The organism is Catalinimonas alkaloidigena, assembly GCF_900100765.1.
In the GTDB taxonomy this organism is placed as follows: Bacteria; Bacteroidota; Bacteroidia; order Cytophagales; family Flexibacteraceae; genus Mooreia; species Mooreia alkaloidigena.
Genome location: NZ_FNFO01000003.1, coordinates 613,502 through 629,055, shown reverse-complemented (window position 1 = coordinate 629,055; position 15,554 = coordinate 613,502). Strand labels below are relative to the sequence as shown.

Below are 15,554 nucleotides of genomic sequence, written 5' to 3'. Positions count from 1 at the left end.
CGAGATGATGTTGTTGATACGGAGATCGCACGCATCGGTAGGTACGCGACTCGCAAACTCATCCCAGATTAACATAATAACTCTATAACGACGCATGGCTTCTTCCGAATTTTCGCACGTAGACGCAACCGGTAACCCCACGATGGTCGATGTAGGCCAGAAGCAGGTGACCCGGCGGGAAGCCACGGCCCAGGCGGTCGTGGTGTTGGGTGACGAAATTATGCGTCACTTGCAAAACGACGAAATTCATACGAAAAAAGGCCCAGTGTTTCAGACGGCCATCATCGCCGGCACCATGGCCGTAAAACGCACGTCCGACCTGATTCCCTTCTGCCATCCCCTGCCCGTGGAGAAGTGCAAGCTAGACATCCGGGTGAACGCACAGCGCGAAGTCGTCATTACCTGCACGGTCGGCGTCACGGCCAAAACCGGGGTAGAGATGGAAGCGCTCACCGGCGCGTCGGTGGCGGCGCTCACGGTCTACGACATGTGCAAGGCGCTTTCGCACGACATCGTGATCCGGGAAACGAAGTTGATGGAAAAAACAGGCGGCAAACAAGACTTTACACGTTCATGAAATCACATGCGAAACACGCCAAACTGACCCGCCCCCACCTCGGCGAATTCGGCCGAAACGAACTGGCGATCCTGGGCACACCGTGCGGCAACATCCAAACGTTGGTCCGGCAACTGACCGAAGCACTGGCGAAACAATGGAAAGTCGCTTATGTCGATGCCGATCACCAAAGCGCCGATGAAGCAGTCCCTGATCCTACTTCCGTGTTGACGTACGGCGGAGCGGCAGGATACACAGATAAAATTCAGTTTGGACAATTCCAGTACGCTGTACAGCCCAACGCGCATCACCAGAAACGCTTCTTCCGGGAGATGGATCTGGTCGTGGTCAATGGGAATCACTTTCCGGCCCAAAGCCAGATTGTGGTGATCGATCCGAAGAAATCGCTCGAAAAGAAGCTGGAAAAATTGACCGATGTACGCCTGATTCTGTTGGCAGAAGGAGTAGAAGCGGTTCCCGACTATCTGCAGGCCTATCTGCCCCACTGGGCGGAATTGCCGCTTTATCGGTTATCGGAAATAGAAAAAATAAGCGCTTGGGTTAGTGAATTTGTAGTAAATGCCGTCCCGCCGCTGCACGGACTGGTTTTGGTGGGCGGACGCAGCACGCGCATGCAGGAGGACAAGAGCCAGATCGCCTACCGAGGCACGGCCCACCGCCGGTATCTGGCTGAACAATTAGCGTCCGTATGCGATCAGGTTTTCCTTTCGTGTCGCCCCGATCAAGTTGGAGAATTGGAGGATTCGTTTCCGGCACTGCCCGACACGTTTTCGGGCTTAGGACCCTACGGTGCAATCCTGACGGCGTTCCAATCGAACCCGAATGCGGCGTGGTTGGTGGTGGCGTGTGACCTGCCCTTTGCCGATGCGTCCGTCTTTGCGCACCTGAAAAAACAACGCGATCCGAGCAAAGTCGCCACTGCATTTCTGAATCCCGATACGGCCTTTCCCGATCCGCTCCTGACCCTCTGGGAACCGAAGAGTTACCCCATTCTGCTAGACTTTCTGAGCCAGGGCTATTCCTGCCCGCGCAAGGTGCTGATCAACTCCGATTGCCACGTCCTTCCGGTTCCACACGCCAATGCGCTGCACAACGCCAACGAACCCGCCGAACGCGACGAGGCCATGAAGACGCTTCAACGTTAGGCAGCGTTAAACCAAAAATCACGCTTAAAGAAGTTGCAGCGCGTCGCCGACCCGTATGTGGTTGCCCGCGGTGATGCGGGTATTGACCGAGAGAAAATAGAAGTGCGGAAACTGCGCAGGAGAAGCCCACGACGGCAACGACTGCTCGCGTTTGGCCGAAAATTCTTTCGAGAACGTAACGGGCTCGGCCTGACCGGTGTAGGAATTACGCGACGGAACCGGACAGCGAGCGCACATCTTCAAGCCTTCGAACCGGACGTTGCCGATCGAGAAAGCTACGGGTTGGGCGGGCAGGCGTCCGCAGAGCTGATCTTCCCAAAAAGGCGCCTCCACCCCACCGATTTCCAGATTGGCCCGGAAGCGCCGCCGCACTTCGTCGGTTGTCAGGCCGAACCAGCGCGCCACTTCCTGTAACGACGCTTCTGAAATCACCGTCGGGCCGGGCCGTTCGTCATCGTCCGGAAAGCCGTTCTGTTCGCTGCGGCGCAAAAACACGTGCTTCCCAAAGTAGTCGCTGGCCCATTGTTCTAGCAAGTTGCTTTCTGCTTCCAGGTCGAACGTTGCGCGTCCGGTGGCTGTTTCGAACGTCACCTGCTGCTGCGCTAGTTGAAAATCAGCGCGGATCTGCTGGATGGCCGGATACTTTTTCGCATTGACGGTGCGGTCGTTTTCGTCGAAAAAGGCCCAGCGGCGATCAAAACCCAGGGCACCACCGGCGGTCAGTTCGCTTTCGGAAACCGAAACACCGTCCATCGACTTGATGGGATACACCAGAATGCGGGAAAGATGAGGCATGGCGTGAAAGTAAAAAGATCAAGGATGTGCCGAAACCCAGATTTCGCCGTCTTCAAACACTTCCTTCTTCCAGATGGGCACCGTCTCTTTCAAGGTGTCAATTACAAACCGACACGCCTCAAACGCCTCGCGCCGATGCGGGGTCGACACGGCAATCACCACCGCAAGGTCGCCGATGTGCAGCGTGCCCTTCCGGTGGACAATCGACAGGCCCTGAACGGGCCAGCGTTCAGCAGCCTGGGCCGCGATTTTTTCCATCTCGCGCAACGCCATTGGGTCGTACGCCTCGTATTCCAGGCGCACCACAGGGCGGTCGGCGGTTTTGTTCCGCACGATGCCCAGAAAGACGTCGACCGCCCCCGCCGCGTCGGACGAAGCCCGGTCGATGGCTTCCTGCGTATCGAGGGGTTGGTCGGTAAGATGGAGGTAGGGAGTCGGCATAAGCGATACAATTGCCCCAAGTTACTGGAATGCTGCAGGGCATGGCAAGAAAATATTATAGAGAAACGCACAAAAAAAGTGGTACGTCAAAACGACATACCACCTCGTAGTAGGGCGCCCTATAACTTAGATGACAATGGAGAACGGGACACGGACGTACACATTGCCTCCGATATCAATGTCGATGTAGGCGGTAAAGGTATTACCTTTTTGCCAAGAAGAGGTAGTGCGTGCTTCCCAAGCTACGCTGTAGAGCTTTGCGGTGCCGCTCAGCAGATCGCCCAGTGTTCCAAACATCGTGATCAGTTGCTCAGCATCTTCTGCTTGCATGTAAGCACCGCCTGTTTGCCCAGCCAAGTAAGAAAGTACCTTAGGATCGGTCCCGTCGCTCAACCCTACGGTGTAAATCATCACATGCTGGCTGTTTGCGTAATCCACTACGTCGTCAATATCTGCGTAATCGGTGTTCTGGCCGTCTGTGAACGCAATCAGTGCGCGGTTGGTGTAGCCAATGTCGTCGGCGGCATCAGCGAGGTGGCCACTCATCGCATAACACGACCTATACAGAGGTGTGCCTCCGCCTTCTTGGCCTGCCAAGTCGTTAACCTCCTGTATCAGATCTGCCACATCGTGTGTTAACTTCCCATCGCCGTGAATCCACAGGTCAGCTCGATAGTTACTCGTAAACGAGGCAAGCATCACCTGATCGGTACTGCCCAGCGAATTCATGAAGATCTCGGCGGCTCCGATGCGGAGATCGTTGGGGTCGTTGCTGCTCATGCTACCGCTCTGGTCCATCAGTAAAGCGGAGGCGTACTTTCCTTTGTGATCCAGGCGACTCTGCGAGACACCTGTAATGGTAAACTCGGCGTTTGTATCATCAGAATTCAGCTCAAAAGCCGAAACTCGGAGGTCGTTCACGAAGTTTCCGTCGTCATCCACAATGTAAAGCATGATTTGGCAGGTCAGCCGATTGTTGTCAATCTGCGCGACCGAACTACTAACGAATGCACCGCTGGCTTTACCGTTTAGGTCGCGTCGAGGCTCTTCATCGTCTGAATGGCAGCTTTGGAGGAACAGGAACGTGCCGCAAGCGGCGAGGAGGAAGGAAAATTTAGGCGAGAACATGGGAGGGAGATTGAAGTGAAGAAAAGTAGGAAGGAGACAGGACGACCAGCGCTATTCGAACACCAGGGGGTAGCGCGCAAGCAGCTTGATCGAACGGTTGTAGAGTTCGTCACTTTCGTCAGGGTCGTTCAGGTTGACGAGTCCCAGGCTGAGTTCGAAGCCGACGTCTAGTTTATTGGCCAGGAATGGTACCGAAATGCCCGCACCGATGTCAAAACCACCATCGCCCCGGCGGATGCCGTCGTTGTCCAACCCAAAATCGATGTGATCGCTGTCTGACGATTGCGTACCGTTGATATTGTACTTGTATTTCGCTACTCCATTGATAGCGGCACTGAAGTAAAAACCTGCGCTTCCCCAAACATCGAATTCGTCTGCAATGGGGAGCGAGTACTGAGCGTGGAGGGGAATAGTGAGGTAGATAAACCCAATGGATGCTTTGATGGAATTGCCGCCAGATTTGTCCGACGTTCTTACGCCTTTTCCTTCCAGGAGAAGGCCTGACCGTAACGTTAAGTTTTCTATCAGTTCATAAGCCCCTTCAACGCCGGCGTGTAGTGTCAGCCGGGGCTTATTTGGGTCAAAGGCTTGTGTTACACTGGTAATTCCGAAACCAATGCGCGGTGCCACAGAGACCTGCGCGTAACTAGTAGTCGTTGCTGTCAACAGACAAAAAGCGAGTACACCAGCTTTCGTAATCATGTGGAAGGAAAGTTTAAAGAGTGCTTGGAGATAAAAAGAGCTAAAAAACAGAAGGCTCTGAAACGCACTGCCTGCATAGGGCATGCGATATCTGCTTCCAGATGGGCAAACCGACGGTTGCGCCTATCTGAAATCAAAATAGGGACTTAATGCAGAATTGGATAGACCGTTCCTGCTGAACCAGAGATTTATCTTGAGAAAGGGGGAGTTTTCTCTACGAAAACGTTAAGGGCACTGATAATGAACAAGTTACAAAAGATGTTTTGTCGCTATTCAGTGATTTCGATGCGGTTGCCGTCGGGGTCGAGCACCACGCTCTCGTAGTAACCGTCGCCGGTCGTGCGGGGTTCACCGACGATGGTATAGCCGTCGTGGCGGAGCCGTTCGGTGAGGGCATCGACGGCTTCCTTGCTACCGACCGAAAAGGCAACGTGGACCCAGCCACCCGCCTGTGAAGTCGGAGTATTCGGATTGGGGGCAATGCCCGGCATTTGCATCAGTTCCAGGCGAGGTCCCTTCGCGAACGTCAGAAAATATGACTCAAATTGCTTCCGCGGGTTGGTGTATTTGTCATTCGCTGTCCCGCCGAAATAGGTTTCGTAAAACTGGCGCATGGCTTCCAACTCGTAGGTCCAGAGCGCGAGGTGTTCGATGTGCATAGAGAGTGGCAAATTGATAAATGGCTGATGGACAAATGGTTGACGGAAAGCTAATCCACTTCCCGGTGGCTGGTTTGCGGATACGTTACTTCCCAGGCGTCGCCGTAGAGCGATTCGTACACGACCGACACCTGAATCAGATCCCCGGCATTGCTCCGTGTGGAGTGCCCCAAGTTGGCGACGTAGGCTTCTTTGTCAAGGTAAAGCAAACGTTTTTCTTCCTGTTGGGGAATGACCATGTCCGCCAGTAAATCCTGATAGTCCTGGTACGCTAGGCTGTCGGGTAAATGATGCTTGGCAGCTACGGCTTGCGCCAGATGGGCAAAATCGCGGAGGGTATCGCCTGCGTACAAAATCGTCACCCGGCGGATGATGGCAGGGCCTACGCCAGTATTGCGCAAGTTGAGGCGGTAGTATGAGTCTTCGCCATTCACCCTCCAGCCGTGCAGCAGTTCCAGCCGGGGCCATACAGCCGCGTGTTGCTGTTGTTTGAGGATGTAGGTCTGGTAAGCGGTGGTGCCGAGCGCGCAGATACTGACCAGGGTGGCCATCCAGGCAATCAGGTTTTCTGACTTAATCTTTCGGAAACGTAGTTTCGCCATACGGTGCAGGGAATCAGCCGCCACTGACGGGCGGAATCAGCGCAATCTCGTCGGAAGGGTGCAACACCTGATCGGGTTCGGCGTATTCGCTGTTGACCGCGACCAGCAGCGAGGTGAGTTTTTGCAGCGGCGGGTAATCGTTCCGCAACTGGGCCAGCAACGCATCCACCGTCGCCGCTTCCGGAAGCGTGTAGGGCAACTGCGACGCGCCCACTACCTCGCGGGTAATGCCAAAAAGCAAAAGGTTCAGTTCCATGTTGTGAGATCAAAACTAAGACAAGCGGGTGAAAAACAAAGGCGTCTAACTTCATGCAAGCAAAAACGTTAACTTTATCGTTCCCGAACGGCCACCCTCGGAACAAAAAGCCCCGATCCTGACTTTTGATGAATTGAACTTCCCGTTATGGACGCTCCTTTCCCGACTTTGTACGATAACCACGGACGCCCGCTACAGTACCTGCGGCTGGCGGTGACGGATCGGTGCAACCTGCGCTGCTTCTACTGCATGCCGGCGGAAGGGATTCCATACCTGCCCAAAAAGGAATTGCTGCGCTACGAGGAGATGGAGCGGCTGGTGACGTTGCTGGCGCAACTGGGCATCCGAAAAGTGCGCATCACGGGTGGCGAACCGTTCGTCCGCCGCGATCTGGTGCCATTCATGGAGCGGCTGAGTGCCATCCCGGGCATCGAGCAATTGAACCTGACCACCAACGGCGTGCTGACGCAACCGCATGTACCCGCGCTGAAGGCGATGGGCGTCGGGACGGTGAACTTAAGCCTCGATACGCTGGACCGCCAGCGGTTCCTGCAAATCACCCGCCGCGACGAGTTCGACCGGGTCTGGGCTACGTACGAGTCGCTATTGGAGCACAATATCGCGGTAAAGATCAACGCCGTGGTGATGGAAGGGCAAAACATCGACGACATCCTGCCGCTCGTGGAACTGACGCGCCACCAGCCGGTCGACATCCGGTTCATTGAAGAGATGCCGTTCAATGGCGAGGGCAACCACTACCCTACCCTCACCTGGACCTACAAGCGCATCTTCGACTACCTGCGTACGCACTACCCCGATCTGCAAAAGGTGGAAGACCATCCCAACTCTACCGCGCACCATTACGTGGTGCCCGGCTACCAAGGACGGATCGGCATCATCGCGGCGTTCAGCCGGACGTTTTGTGGCACCTGCAACCGCCTCCGCATCACGGCCCAGGGTGGCCTGAAAACCTGCCTTTACGATCAAGGCGTCCTCGACCTACGGGCCTTACTTCGTAGCGACGCCTCCGACGAACAAATCAAGACTTCCCTCATCCACACCTTTCGGCACCGTGCCAAAGACGGCTTCGAAGCCGAACGCCAGCGCACGCCCGTCACCGAATCGATGGCTACCATTGGCGGATGATTGTATCAGGTATGAATCAGTGTTATCATGAGAAGTAAGAACCCATATATACAAGAAAGTGTAAAGTTTAGCTTAACTGTGCTGAGCTGTGGTAAATATGAATTAGAATGCTATGTGTTTGAGCAGAAACTTAATGCACCTACTCTCTTTGTAAAGGACTTAGAGACGGGTTACTACAACTATGTAGGAGATTTCTTTCGATTTAATTGGCATGAAAAAGATATTACAGAAGATTTGATACCTACAATAGACGAAGTGGTGGAGAGAAACTGGGGAGATGAAGTTTTAGTATCAGTTCTGTTGACTGCGATTATTGATCCTCATAAAACATATTTTACTTCAGAAAAAAATTTGACAGAGGGTATAAAAATGGCTGTGAAAGATGACAGAATGAACTTGGATACCCTGGTGTTTCGACAAATTGCTACAAAGTGGCTTAATTTTCTTAATAGCTTGGCCGCCAGTACATGATCTTAATATCTGTTTGTGGCAACGGCAAGCAGATAAATTTAAACCTCTATTGCGACGGAATTAATTCCGTCGCTACGAATGAATCTTCCTGAAAACCAAGCCCGAAACGTACAACTCTGTCGACAACCTGTGGATTACCAATTCTTTTTCCACAACTTTTCCACAATGCGCTTTTGCGTTCTTCTGCAATTGCGGGAATTTTCTAACTTCAATGTGACTTGCTAACGTAACATTCGTTTCTGTCGCGCATGATTCCCGAACTCCTGACCCTTCAGGGCCTTTACTCCTACAAAGAACCGCAAACCATCGACTTTGCCACCCTCACGTCGTCGCGGTTGTTTGGCATCTTCGGGGCGGTCGGCAGTGGGAAATCCAGCATCCTCGAAGCCATCATGTTCGTGCTCTATGACCGGAGCGACCGGCTCAACAAGTCGGGCGACGACCGGTATTACAACATGATGAACCTGCAAAGCGACGAGATGTCGATCGACTTCACGTTCCGCTGCGGGCCACAGAATCAACAGAAATACCGGTTCCTGTTCAAAGCGAAGCGGAAGAAAAAGCGGTTCGACCAGGTGAGTGTCGACGCCCGGCGGTTCCTGCGCTGGTGCGACGAGAAAGCCGACTGGGACCCGATGATCGGCGTGAGCGATGCCGAGCGCATCATCGGCATGAGTTACGAGAACTTCATGCAGACGATCATCATTCCGCAGGGCAAGTTCCGCGAATTCATCGACCAGAAACCGAACGACCGCTCCAAAATGCTGAAGCAGTTGTTCCACCTGGAAAAATTCGACCTCTTTCAAAAGACCAACGTCCTGACCAGCCGCACCAAGCACGTCATCTCCAACCTGGAAGGGCAATTGGCGGGCATCGGCGTGGTGGACGAAGACGACATCGCGAACCGGCAGCACCGCATCGAGGAACTGAAAATCAGCATCCGGGCGGGCGAAGCTGAGGTGAAAAACCTGGAATTGCGAAAGGCGCAACTCGACGAACTGCGGAAGCTGTTCCGCGAAATCCGCGAGGCCGAAGCGCAATGGGCGATGCTCTGCGAACAAAAGCAGCACTACCATGCGCAGGAACAGCGGATGCTGCGCTACGAACGCGCCCGTACCTACTTCGGCGACAAGCTGGAGCGTCGCGTGCAACGGCAGCAGGAAATCGACGCGAAAGAAACGCGCCTGACGCAACTGAAACAGCAGGCGGACGAAAACCAGACCGCCCTGCAAACGGCCGCCCACCAACTCCAAGAGGCCAAAGCGGCCTACGAAACGCGCGACCGTCTAAAAGAACAGGCCGACGACCTGCGGCACCTGATCCGTCTGAAAAACCTGCGGGCCGAACAGGACAGCCTCGCCGAACAGGCCGAAACCGAACAGGCCCGCGCCCAGCAGGTCGAAACGAAACTGAAGCTCCACCGTCGGCAACTGACGGAACGCGAGCAGCAACTGGCCGAGCAGGAAACCAACCAGCCCGACACGGCCGAACTGACGCAGGTGCAAAACTGGCTGCAACAGCGCGACAAACAGCACCGCGCGCTCGAAGAGGCCAAAGCGGAGCAGGAGCGGTTGTGTACGCAGAAGAAAGCCGTAACGCAGCGGCTGCAGGAGCGCCTGAACCAGACCAAAGCCTTCGCGGGCCTGACGGACTTCGCTCCGTTTTACGAGCGTGTCAGCGAAGAAGAGCAAAAGATTCACGCCCGGCTGCAACAGTTGCGCCACGAGCTGCAACAGGCACTGATCCGTCAGACCCTGGCTCGGTACGCCGACGACCTGCGCGAAGGCGAATCGTGTCCCCTTTGCGGCGCAACGCACCACCCCGCCGTGACGGTCCGCCACACGGCCGACCAGGACGTCGCCGAAGCCGAGGCGCGCGTTAAGAAGTTTGAAGAAGGCGAACAGCGCCTGCATCAGTTGCGCGAGGAAGTGCGTCTGCTGGACACGGAAGCGAGTCGGATCGACGCCCAACTGGAAACGCAACAAGGCGTGCTGCAACGCGCGCAGCAGCAGGTCGAAACCCATCAGCAGCAGTTTGTCTGGTCCGATTACGCCGGGGCCACGCTCGACGCGGTGGAGCAGCAACTGAAAGCCGCCCGCCAGCATCAGGCCGAACTGCACAACTCCCGGCAGGCGCTGAAGCAACTCCGCGAAGACGTACAGACTCAGGAGGAAGTCAACCAGAAAGCACAACTCGCGCTCAACGAATTTGAGAAGAAGCGGGTCGCGACCCGAACGCAGGTGGAAGCCTACAGCAACCTGTTGAAGCATTTCGAAGAGGCACAGTTCGAGAGGTTTTCGGTAGAACGGCTGGAAGCCAACTTGGAAAAAGGACAGGCCCGCATCGCCGAAATTGAGCAGAACTACGAGAAGGCCGATGCTGCCCAGCGCCAGCATGAACAGCAGCGCAGCCTTCTGGAAGGGCAACTCAGCACAGAAACCCTCGCGTTGCAGCACCTCCGCGTGCAAGAAACGCAGGCGACGGAAGAATTGACGCGCCTGTGCGCCGTTCACGAATTCCAGGATCTGCCCGAAGTGGAAGCGCTGCTGCGCGAATCACTCGACATTGCGCAGGAACGCAAAGAAATTCAGGACTTTTACAGGTTGCTCGATACCACGGAGTATAACCTGAGTCTGTTGCGCGAGCGGGCCAGCGGACAGCAGTGGGACGAAGCCGAATACCTGCACCACTGCGGCGCGCTCGATTCGGCCAAGAAGGAACTGGACGAAGACAAACGCGAGATTGCGTTGCAAAACAAAGCCTTAGACGAGCTGATCGTCCGTCGGCAGAACCGCCAGAGCGTGGAAAAGATGCTGGAAGTGCAACAGCACCGCCTCGACAACCTGAAAGAACTGGCGGGTTTGTTCCGCGGTAGCGGCTTTGTCGATTACGTCTCCAGCATCTACCTCCAGAACCTCTGCGAAGCGGCCAACGAGCGGTTTACCCGCCTGACGCGCAACCACTTCAGTCTGGAGCTGAGCGACACGAACGAGTTTGTGGTGCGCGATCACCTGAACGATGGCAAAACCCGCTTGCTGAAAACCCTCTCGGGCGGACAGACCTTCCAGGCGGCCCTGTGCCTCGCCCTCGCCCTCGCCGAGAACGTGAAGGCTCTCAATCAGGCGGAACAAAGCTTTTTCTTCCTCGACGAAGGCTTCGGCGCGCTCGACAAGGACTCGCTTCGGCTCGTGTTCGAAACCCTCAAGGCGCTGCAAAAAGAAAACCGCATCGTCGGCATCATCTCCCACGTCGAAGAACTGCAACAGGAAATCGGCGTCTACCTCAGGATCGAGAACCACCGCGAACACGGCAGCCAGGTGTCGTACAGTTGGGAGTGAGCATGAACGTACTCGAAGCGAAGATGCAAAAGAGCGCGTATGCTGACGAGGCTCATTTAGTACTGCTTATCGATGGACAGCCGTTAGACCACATCATTCATGCAGTAGATCCGGAAGATAAGTTGAGATTGAAAGGACTAGTTCCTACGCTTCTACACTGGCTTGAGAACGAGGAAGAGCGTCGTGTGACATGGAGCCGTGTGTTGCCTGAGGATGGTCATTGCGCAGTTGCCCCGATCCTGATGTGTCCTGACGATTGCGACTTTACTTGCACAGTGATTGTGGTTGAGATCAACCACAGCAACGACATAATCACTTGGCAAAGAATAGGAAGAGACATTTCCTTTTCTACAATTCCAGAGAAGATCGGAACCGCAGTTGAATGGTTCGACTTGCCCCAATATAGATTTGAACGAAGCGCCTACCAAACATGCCTCAAGCTATTTGGGGAAAAATTAGAAAAGTAAAGACTCACTTTATATAAGCACTTCTTCTTCAAGTGTAACCGCTTTTCTTCCAGATCGTTACATAGAGTACGCCTTTGTGGCGAACAAACTTTTAAAATGTAACAGATCATGGGAGATACAACCATCAAAAAAATAGATTCCGACTATTCACCCACCGCCGAGCACGGTGAGAAATTTCTGGCCACCGGCGTGAGCCTGGCCATGCGGAAGTGGGAAGACGAGGAACCCGGCGAACAGAAACCGGAAGTGAGCCGCCCTTACGAAACGGTCGGTTACGTGCTGAAAGGCAAAGCCGAGTTGCAGTCCGAAGGACAAACCGTAGTGTTGCAGCCTGGCGACTCGTACGTCGTGCCGAAGGGTGCGAAGCACACCTACAAAATTCTGGAAACCTTTTCGGCCGTTGAGGTGACTTCACCGCCGGCTCATCTGCACGACCGCGACTAATAGCGGTTCGGAAGTCATTGAATTTTGAAAGCCTCTTCACCCGAAGGGGCTTTTTTCATGTGCCCTGGCAAACGGGGCAGTAGTACGTGCCCCGCCCTCCCACCTGCGTGTACAGAATCGGGCTTTCGCAGCGTGGACACGTGTACGCGCCGCCGTCGCGCTCGTGGTCTTTCACCCAACGGTTCTTGATCAGGAATCCGCGCGGAAACGTGGCGTAATCTGCTTCGTGTTCGATGGCGACGCGCAGGATGCGTTGCAGCGCCTGGTGGAGGTCGCGGACCTGCGCTTCGTCGAGTTCGTTTACGCGGGTTTCCGGATGGAGATGGGTCTGGAACAACACCTCGTCGACGATCCAATTGCCCACGCCCGCCGCCACCCGCTGGTCGAGCAACGCCGGTTTGATCATCGTCTTCCGTCTACGCAGGTTTTCCCAAAGCTCATCGGCCGACATGGTGAGGGCGTCGTGGCTCAGTTTCTTCTTTTGTCGGTAGCCTTCCACCGAATCGGTCAGATCCAACCGGGCGAATTTGCGCGGATCGGTCAGGGCCAGCCGGTAGCCGTTCTCAAATTCCAGTTGGAAGCGGGCAAAGCGGGGCGGCTCGTCGCGGTAGTACTGCAACCAGCCCGTCATCCCGAAATGCATCATCAGCACCGTGCCGCTGTCGAGGTGCAAAAACAGGTATTTCCCGATCCGGTCGGTAGCGACAAACGCCTGCCTTACCAGCGCGGCGCGCATGGCTTCCGGCGCTACGGCCAGCCGGGCTTCGTAGCCCGGTTCGATCAGAACCTCTTCGATGGGGAGTTGCAAGGCAGTCTCTTCGGCGTACCGCCGCAGCCATTCTACTTCGGGTAATTCGGGCATCTCAAAACGAAAAAATGAATAAAAATACAAGCATTTAGGGCCTCTGATTGTTTCAGGGCACCGTATGCCGTACGGCAGGTAATCCACAAAAATCATTATATTGCTGTAACCTGTCTTAATTACCAAACGATGAGTAACACCACCACACCCACCGAAAAGACTGCGATGCCCTGGCTAAATTCCTACCCCGAAGGAGTCACGTGGGACATCGATCCCGCTGCTTATTCCAACGTGGTAGAAATGTTGGAAGAGATGTTTGCCCGTTACGGCGATCATGAAGCTCAGGAGAACTTGGGGTATACCATGACGTACGATCAACTGGAGGAAGCTTCCTGCCACTTCGCGGCCTTTCTGCAAAGCAACGGACTAAAGCCCGGCGATCGCATCGCCCTGCAGATGCCCAACGTGCTGCAGTATTTGGTTGCCCTCTATGGGGCCATTCGGGCGGGGCTTACGATTGTTAACCTGAACCCCCTGTATACGGCCAGCGAAATGCTGAAGCCTCTGCGTGATTCGGATGCTAAAGCGATTGTGATTCTGGCCAATTTCGCAGACAAGCTGGAGAAGATTTTGCCCGAGACCAAGCTTCAGTTGGTCGTGGTCACGGAGGTAGGCGACATGCTGCCGCCGCTGAAGCGTACCTTGATCAACGCGGTGGTCAAATACGTAAAGAAAATGGTTCCGGCGTTTCAACTGCCGCAAGCCATTTCGTTTACCAAAGCACTCCGAAGCGGGCGTAACCAAACGTACCAGAAACCTTCGGTCAGCTCCGATCAGACCCTCTTTTTGCAATATACGGGCGGCACTACGGGTGTGCCCAAAGCGGCAGATCTTTCGCACGCCAATATCGTAGCGAATGTGTTGCAATCGAAAGAGTGGTATTCGCGTCTGAAACCAGGGCAGGAAGTTTTACTGGCGGCGCTTCCGTTCTACCACATTTTTGGGCTGACGGTCAACAGCCTTTTCCTGATGCACCTGGGGGCTAAGTTGATTCTGATCACCAACCCGCGCGACATGCCCGGATTTATCAAAACCATGCAGAAACACCGCTTCACGGTGTTTACCGGACTGAACACGCTGTTCAATGGGTTGATGAATCAGGCAGACTTCACCAGCATCAAGTTTCCCGAAAACGGACTTTACATCGCGGGTGGTATGGCCCTGCAACAGGCGGTCGGCGAACGCTGGCTGCAACTGACGGGCTGTCCTATCGTGGAAGGATACGGGTTAAGCGAGACGTCACCGGTCTTGACGTGTAACCATCCGCTGCAGAACCGCCCCGGCACGATCGGCCTGCCCCTGCCACGCACCGAACTGCGGATCATGGACGACCAGGGACAGGAAGTGCCGATGGGCGAACGGGGCGAGATTTGTGCGCGTGGCCCTCAGGTCATGAAAGGCTACTTTAAACAACCCGAAGAGACCAAGCGGGTATTTTTCGCGGGCGGTTGGTTTCGCACTGGCGATGTGGGAGTTATGGACGAAGGAGGATACGTGCGCATCGTGGATCGGATGAAAGATATGATTCTCGTATCGGGCTTTAACGTCTATCCCAACGAAGTGGAGGACGAAATCGCAAAACACCCGGGTGTACTGGAATGCGCTGTGGTCGGTATGCCCGACTCCGAATCGACCGAACGCGTTAAGGCGTGCATTGTGCGAAAAGACCCTAATCTGACAGAAGAGGACGTGATCACCCACTGTCGCAAAACGCTGACCGGTTACAAAGTGCCGAAGCATGTTCAGTTTTACGACCAGTTACCGAAGTCGAACGTAGGGAAAATTCTGCGCCGCGAACTGCGATAAATAAACAAGATATTCATCTCCCAAAAGCCTCGTGAAAAGCGGGGCTTTTGCATTTAGGCCAGATGCCACGAGCCGTCCGGTTCTACTGTATAGCCTTTGTCGGCCTTCGCCAGCAGCGAAGCGTCTCCGTCCGAATACGCCTCTACGATCCGATACTGTCCCGAGCCATAGTGGCCATCGAAGCGCCTTATTTTTTCACCGTCTTTGTTGGCCTGCCCCACCACCTGATATTTTCCGTTTCGGTACGCGACGCGCGTCCCGAAAAGTCCGGTGATGTCCAGGTATTCACCGAGGGGCAGCAAGTAAACTTCAAAAGCCCCTGACGAAATCCACACGTCGATACCTAACCTTTGCAACTCACGCAGGCGTGTCAGCAAGGGAGCATTGAAGTGCTTTGGGTACTCAATATGCCAGAATTCGCGGGCGTACTCGGCGACTTTTTCGGGCGGCAGGCCATCCAGGTAGCGAAAGAAATTCTCTTTGAATTCGGTTTGACCCATTAGGCCGAGGCGATGGGCCAGCCCGGCGAGCCGTTGCCGAACCAGATTGAAAAGCTTCGTTTCGTGCTTGAAACAGATGAATTTGTAAAACTCTTCCTTGGAAGACTTTCGATAGAGAGCCTGGTTAAGATCGAAAACCGCGATCGGGACGGGTGGTGCAGTTGGGGTCATGCCTGCTGTTTACGTAAAGGCCTCTTGGTTTGATGTCGTTTCCC

17 protein-coding genes are annotated in these 15,554 nt (G+C 54.7%); 8 read left to right on the top strand and 9 right to left on the bottom strand.

What is annotated here, in order from left to right; translation table 11 throughout:
- Positions 1 to 94: 94 nt before the first annotated feature.
- Positions 95 to 577 carry a cyclic pyranopterin monophosphate synthase MoaC gene (gene moaC, locus BLR44_RS09855; protein ID WP_089681528.1) on the top strand — a complete coding sequence of 161 codons (483 nt, stop codon included), beginning with the start codon at positions 95 to 97 and terminating at the stop codon, positions 575 to 577.
- Complete coding sequence (locus BLR44_RS09850; RefSeq protein WP_089681527.1) at positions 574 to 1,722, top strand: NTP transferase domain-containing protein; 1,149 nt, start codon at positions 574 to 576, stop codon at positions 1,720 to 1,722. Before moaC ends, BLR44_RS09850 begins: the two co-directional genes overlap by 4 nt.
- Positions 1,723 to 1,746: 24 nt before the next feature.
- On the opposite strand, the gene BLR44_RS09845 is transcribed toward BLR44_RS09850, so the two are convergent.
- From BLR44_RS09845 to BLR44_RS09815, 7 genes are all read right to left on the bottom strand, one after another.
- The gene (locus BLR44_RS09845; RefSeq protein ID WP_089681526.1) at positions 1,747 to 2,517 is read right to left on the bottom strand and encodes an MOSC domain-containing protein; all 771 of its coding nucleotides are present in this window, start codon (positions 2,515 to 2,517) and stop codon (positions 1,747 to 1,749) included.
- Positions 2,518 to 2,535: 18 nt separating this feature from the next.
- Entirely contained in the window at positions 2,536 to 2,958 is a 423-nt protein-coding gene (locus tag BLR44_RS09840) for a molybdenum cofactor biosynthesis protein MoaE (RefSeq protein ID WP_089681525.1), read from the bottom strand.
- A 126-nt stretch (positions 2,959 to 3,084) separates the two neighbouring features.
- Complete coding sequence (locus BLR44_RS09835) at positions 3,085 to 4,086, bottom strand: vWA domain-containing protein (RefSeq protein WP_089681524.1); 1,002 nt, start codon at positions 4,084 to 4,086, stop codon at positions 3,085 to 3,087.
- Between the two features lie 51 nt (positions 4,087 to 4,137).
- Positions 4,138 to 4,788, bottom strand: a complete 651-nt coding sequence (locus BLR44_RS09830) for a porin family protein (RefSeq protein ID WP_176955969.1) — start codon at positions 4,786 to 4,788, stop codon at positions 4,138 to 4,140.
- A 269-nt stretch (positions 4,789 to 5,057) separates the two neighbouring features.
- The gene (locus tag BLR44_RS09825; protein WP_089681522.1) at positions 5,058 to 5,447 is read right to left on the bottom strand and encodes a VOC family protein; all 390 of its coding nucleotides are present in this window, start codon (positions 5,445 to 5,447) and stop codon (positions 5,058 to 5,060) included.
- Between the two features lie 50 nt (positions 5,448 to 5,497).
- Entirely contained in the window at positions 5,498 to 6,049 is a 552-nt protein-coding gene (locus BLR44_RS09820) for a hypothetical protein (RefSeq protein WP_143017218.1), read from the bottom strand.
- A gap of 13 nt (positions 6,050 to 6,062) precedes the next feature.
- A complete protein-coding gene (locus BLR44_RS09815) occupies positions 6,063 to 6,305 on the bottom strand; it encodes a MoaD/ThiS family protein (RefSeq protein ID WP_089681520.1) in 243 nt (80 codons plus the stop codon).
- A gap of 147 nt (positions 6,306 to 6,452) precedes the next feature.
- Between BLR44_RS09815 and moaA the strand changes: the two genes are divergently transcribed.
- The 5 genes from moaA (at position 6,453) to BLR44_RS09790 (ending at position 12,171) form a co-directional block, all read left to right on the top strand.
- A complete protein-coding gene (gene moaA, locus BLR44_RS09810) occupies positions 6,453 to 7,451 on the top strand; it encodes a GTP 3',8-cyclase MoaA (RefSeq protein WP_089681519.1) in 999 nt (332 codons plus the stop codon).
- 27 nt (positions 7,452 to 7,478) lie between these two features.
- A complete protein-coding gene (locus tag BLR44_RS09805; RefSeq protein ID WP_089681518.1) occupies positions 7,479 to 7,922 on the top strand; it encodes a hypothetical protein in 444 nt (147 codons plus the stop codon).
- A 248-nt stretch (positions 7,923 to 8,170) separates the two neighbouring features.
- Complete coding sequence (locus BLR44_RS09800; RefSeq protein ID WP_089681517.1) at positions 8,171 to 11,260, top strand: SbcC/MukB-like Walker B domain-containing protein; 3,090 nt, start codon at positions 8,171 to 8,173, stop codon at positions 11,258 to 11,260.
- Between the two features lie 2 nt (positions 11,261 to 11,262).
- Positions 11,263 to 11,727, top strand: a complete 465-nt coding sequence (locus tag BLR44_RS09795) for a hypothetical protein (protein WP_089681516.1) — start codon at positions 11,263 to 11,265, stop codon at positions 11,725 to 11,727.
- 108 nt (positions 11,728 to 11,835) lie between these two features.
- Positions 11,836 to 12,171 (top strand): cupin domain-containing protein, encoded by a 336-nt coding sequence (locus BLR44_RS09790; protein WP_089681515.1) that lies wholly within the window; start codon positions 11,836 to 11,838, stop codon positions 12,169 to 12,171.
- A gap of 55 nt (positions 12,172 to 12,226) precedes the next feature.
- Here the strand turns inward: BLR44_RS09790 and BLR44_RS09785 are convergent, their stop codons facing one another.
- Positions 12,227 to 13,033, bottom strand: a complete 807-nt coding sequence (locus BLR44_RS09785) for an Fpg/Nei family DNA glycosylase (RefSeq protein ID WP_089681769.1) — start codon at positions 13,031 to 13,033, stop codon at positions 12,227 to 12,229.
- Between the two features lie 129 nt (positions 13,034 to 13,162).
- Here BLR44_RS09785 and BLR44_RS09780 point away from each other — a divergent pair, with 129 nt between their 5' ends.
- Complete coding sequence (locus BLR44_RS09780) at positions 13,163 to 14,839, top strand: AMP-binding protein (protein WP_317042777.1); 1,677 nt, start codon at positions 13,163 to 13,165, stop codon at positions 14,837 to 14,839.
- 53 nt (positions 14,840 to 14,892) lie between these two features.
- Here BLR44_RS09780 and BLR44_RS09775 read toward each other — a convergent pair whose 3' ends face one another.
- Positions 14,893 to 15,510, bottom strand: coding sequence for an HAD family hydrolase (locus BLR44_RS09775; protein ID WP_089681513.1), 618 nt, complete (start codon positions 15,508 to 15,510; stop codon positions 14,893 to 14,895).
- Positions 15,511 to 15,554: the final 44 nt, after the last annotated feature.

Coding starts and splice junctions, on each gene's coding strand:
- moaC (WP_089681528.1), top strand. CDS start 95: ATGGCTTCTTCCGAATTTTCGCACGTAGACGCAACCGGTAACCCCACG.
- BLR44_RS09850 (WP_089681527.1), top strand. CDS start 574: ATGAAATCACATGCGAAACACGCCAAACTGACCCGCCCCCACCTCGGC.
- BLR44_RS09845 (WP_089681526.1), bottom strand. CDS start 2,517: ATGCCTCATCTTTCCCGCATTCTGGTGTATCCCATCAAGTCGATGGAC.
- BLR44_RS09840 (WP_089681525.1), bottom strand. CDS start 2,958: ATGCCGACTCCCTACCTCCATCTTACCGACCAACCCCTCGATACGCAG.
- BLR44_RS09835 (WP_089681524.1), bottom strand. CDS start 4,086: ATGTTCTCGCCTAAATTTTCCTTCCTCCTCGCCGCTTGCGGCACGTTC.
- BLR44_RS09830 (WP_176955969.1), bottom strand. CDS start 4,788: ATGATTACGAAAGCTGGTGTACTCGCTTTTTGTCTGTTGACAGCAACG.
- BLR44_RS09825 (WP_089681522.1), bottom strand. CDS start 5,447: ATGCACATCGAACACCTCGCGCTCTGGACCTACGAGTTGGAAGCCATG.
- BLR44_RS09820 (WP_143017218.1), bottom strand. CDS start 6,049: ATGGCGAAACTACGTTTCCGAAAGATTAAGTCAGAAAACCTGATTGCC.
- BLR44_RS09815 (WP_089681520.1), bottom strand. CDS start 6,305: ATGGAACTGAACCTTTTGCTTTTTGGCATTACCCGCGAGGTAGTGGGC.
- moaA (WP_089681519.1), top strand. CDS start 6,453: ATGGACGCTCCTTTCCCGACTTTGTACGATAACCACGGACGCCCGCTA.
- BLR44_RS09805 (WP_089681518.1), top strand. CDS start 7,479: ATGAGAAGTAAGAACCCATATATACAAGAAAGTGTAAAGTTTAGCTTA.
- BLR44_RS09800 (WP_089681517.1), top strand. CDS start 8,171: ATGATTCCCGAACTCCTGACCCTTCAGGGCCTTTACTCCTACAAAGAA.
- BLR44_RS09795 (WP_089681516.1), top strand. CDS start 11,263: ATGAACGTACTCGAAGCGAAGATGCAAAAGAGCGCGTATGCTGACGAG.
- BLR44_RS09790 (WP_089681515.1), top strand. CDS start 11,836: ATGGGAGATACAACCATCAAAAAAATAGATTCCGACTATTCACCCACC.
- BLR44_RS09785 (WP_089681769.1), bottom strand. CDS start 13,033: ATGCCCGAATTACCCGAAGTAGAATGGCTGCGGCGGTACGCCGAAGAG.
- BLR44_RS09780 (WP_317042777.1), top strand. CDS start 13,163: ATGAGTAACACCACCACACCCACCGAAAAGACTGCGATGCCCTGGCTA.
- BLR44_RS09775 (WP_089681513.1), bottom strand. CDS start 15,510: ATGACCCCAACTGCACCACCCGTCCCGATCGCGGTTTTCGATCTTAAC.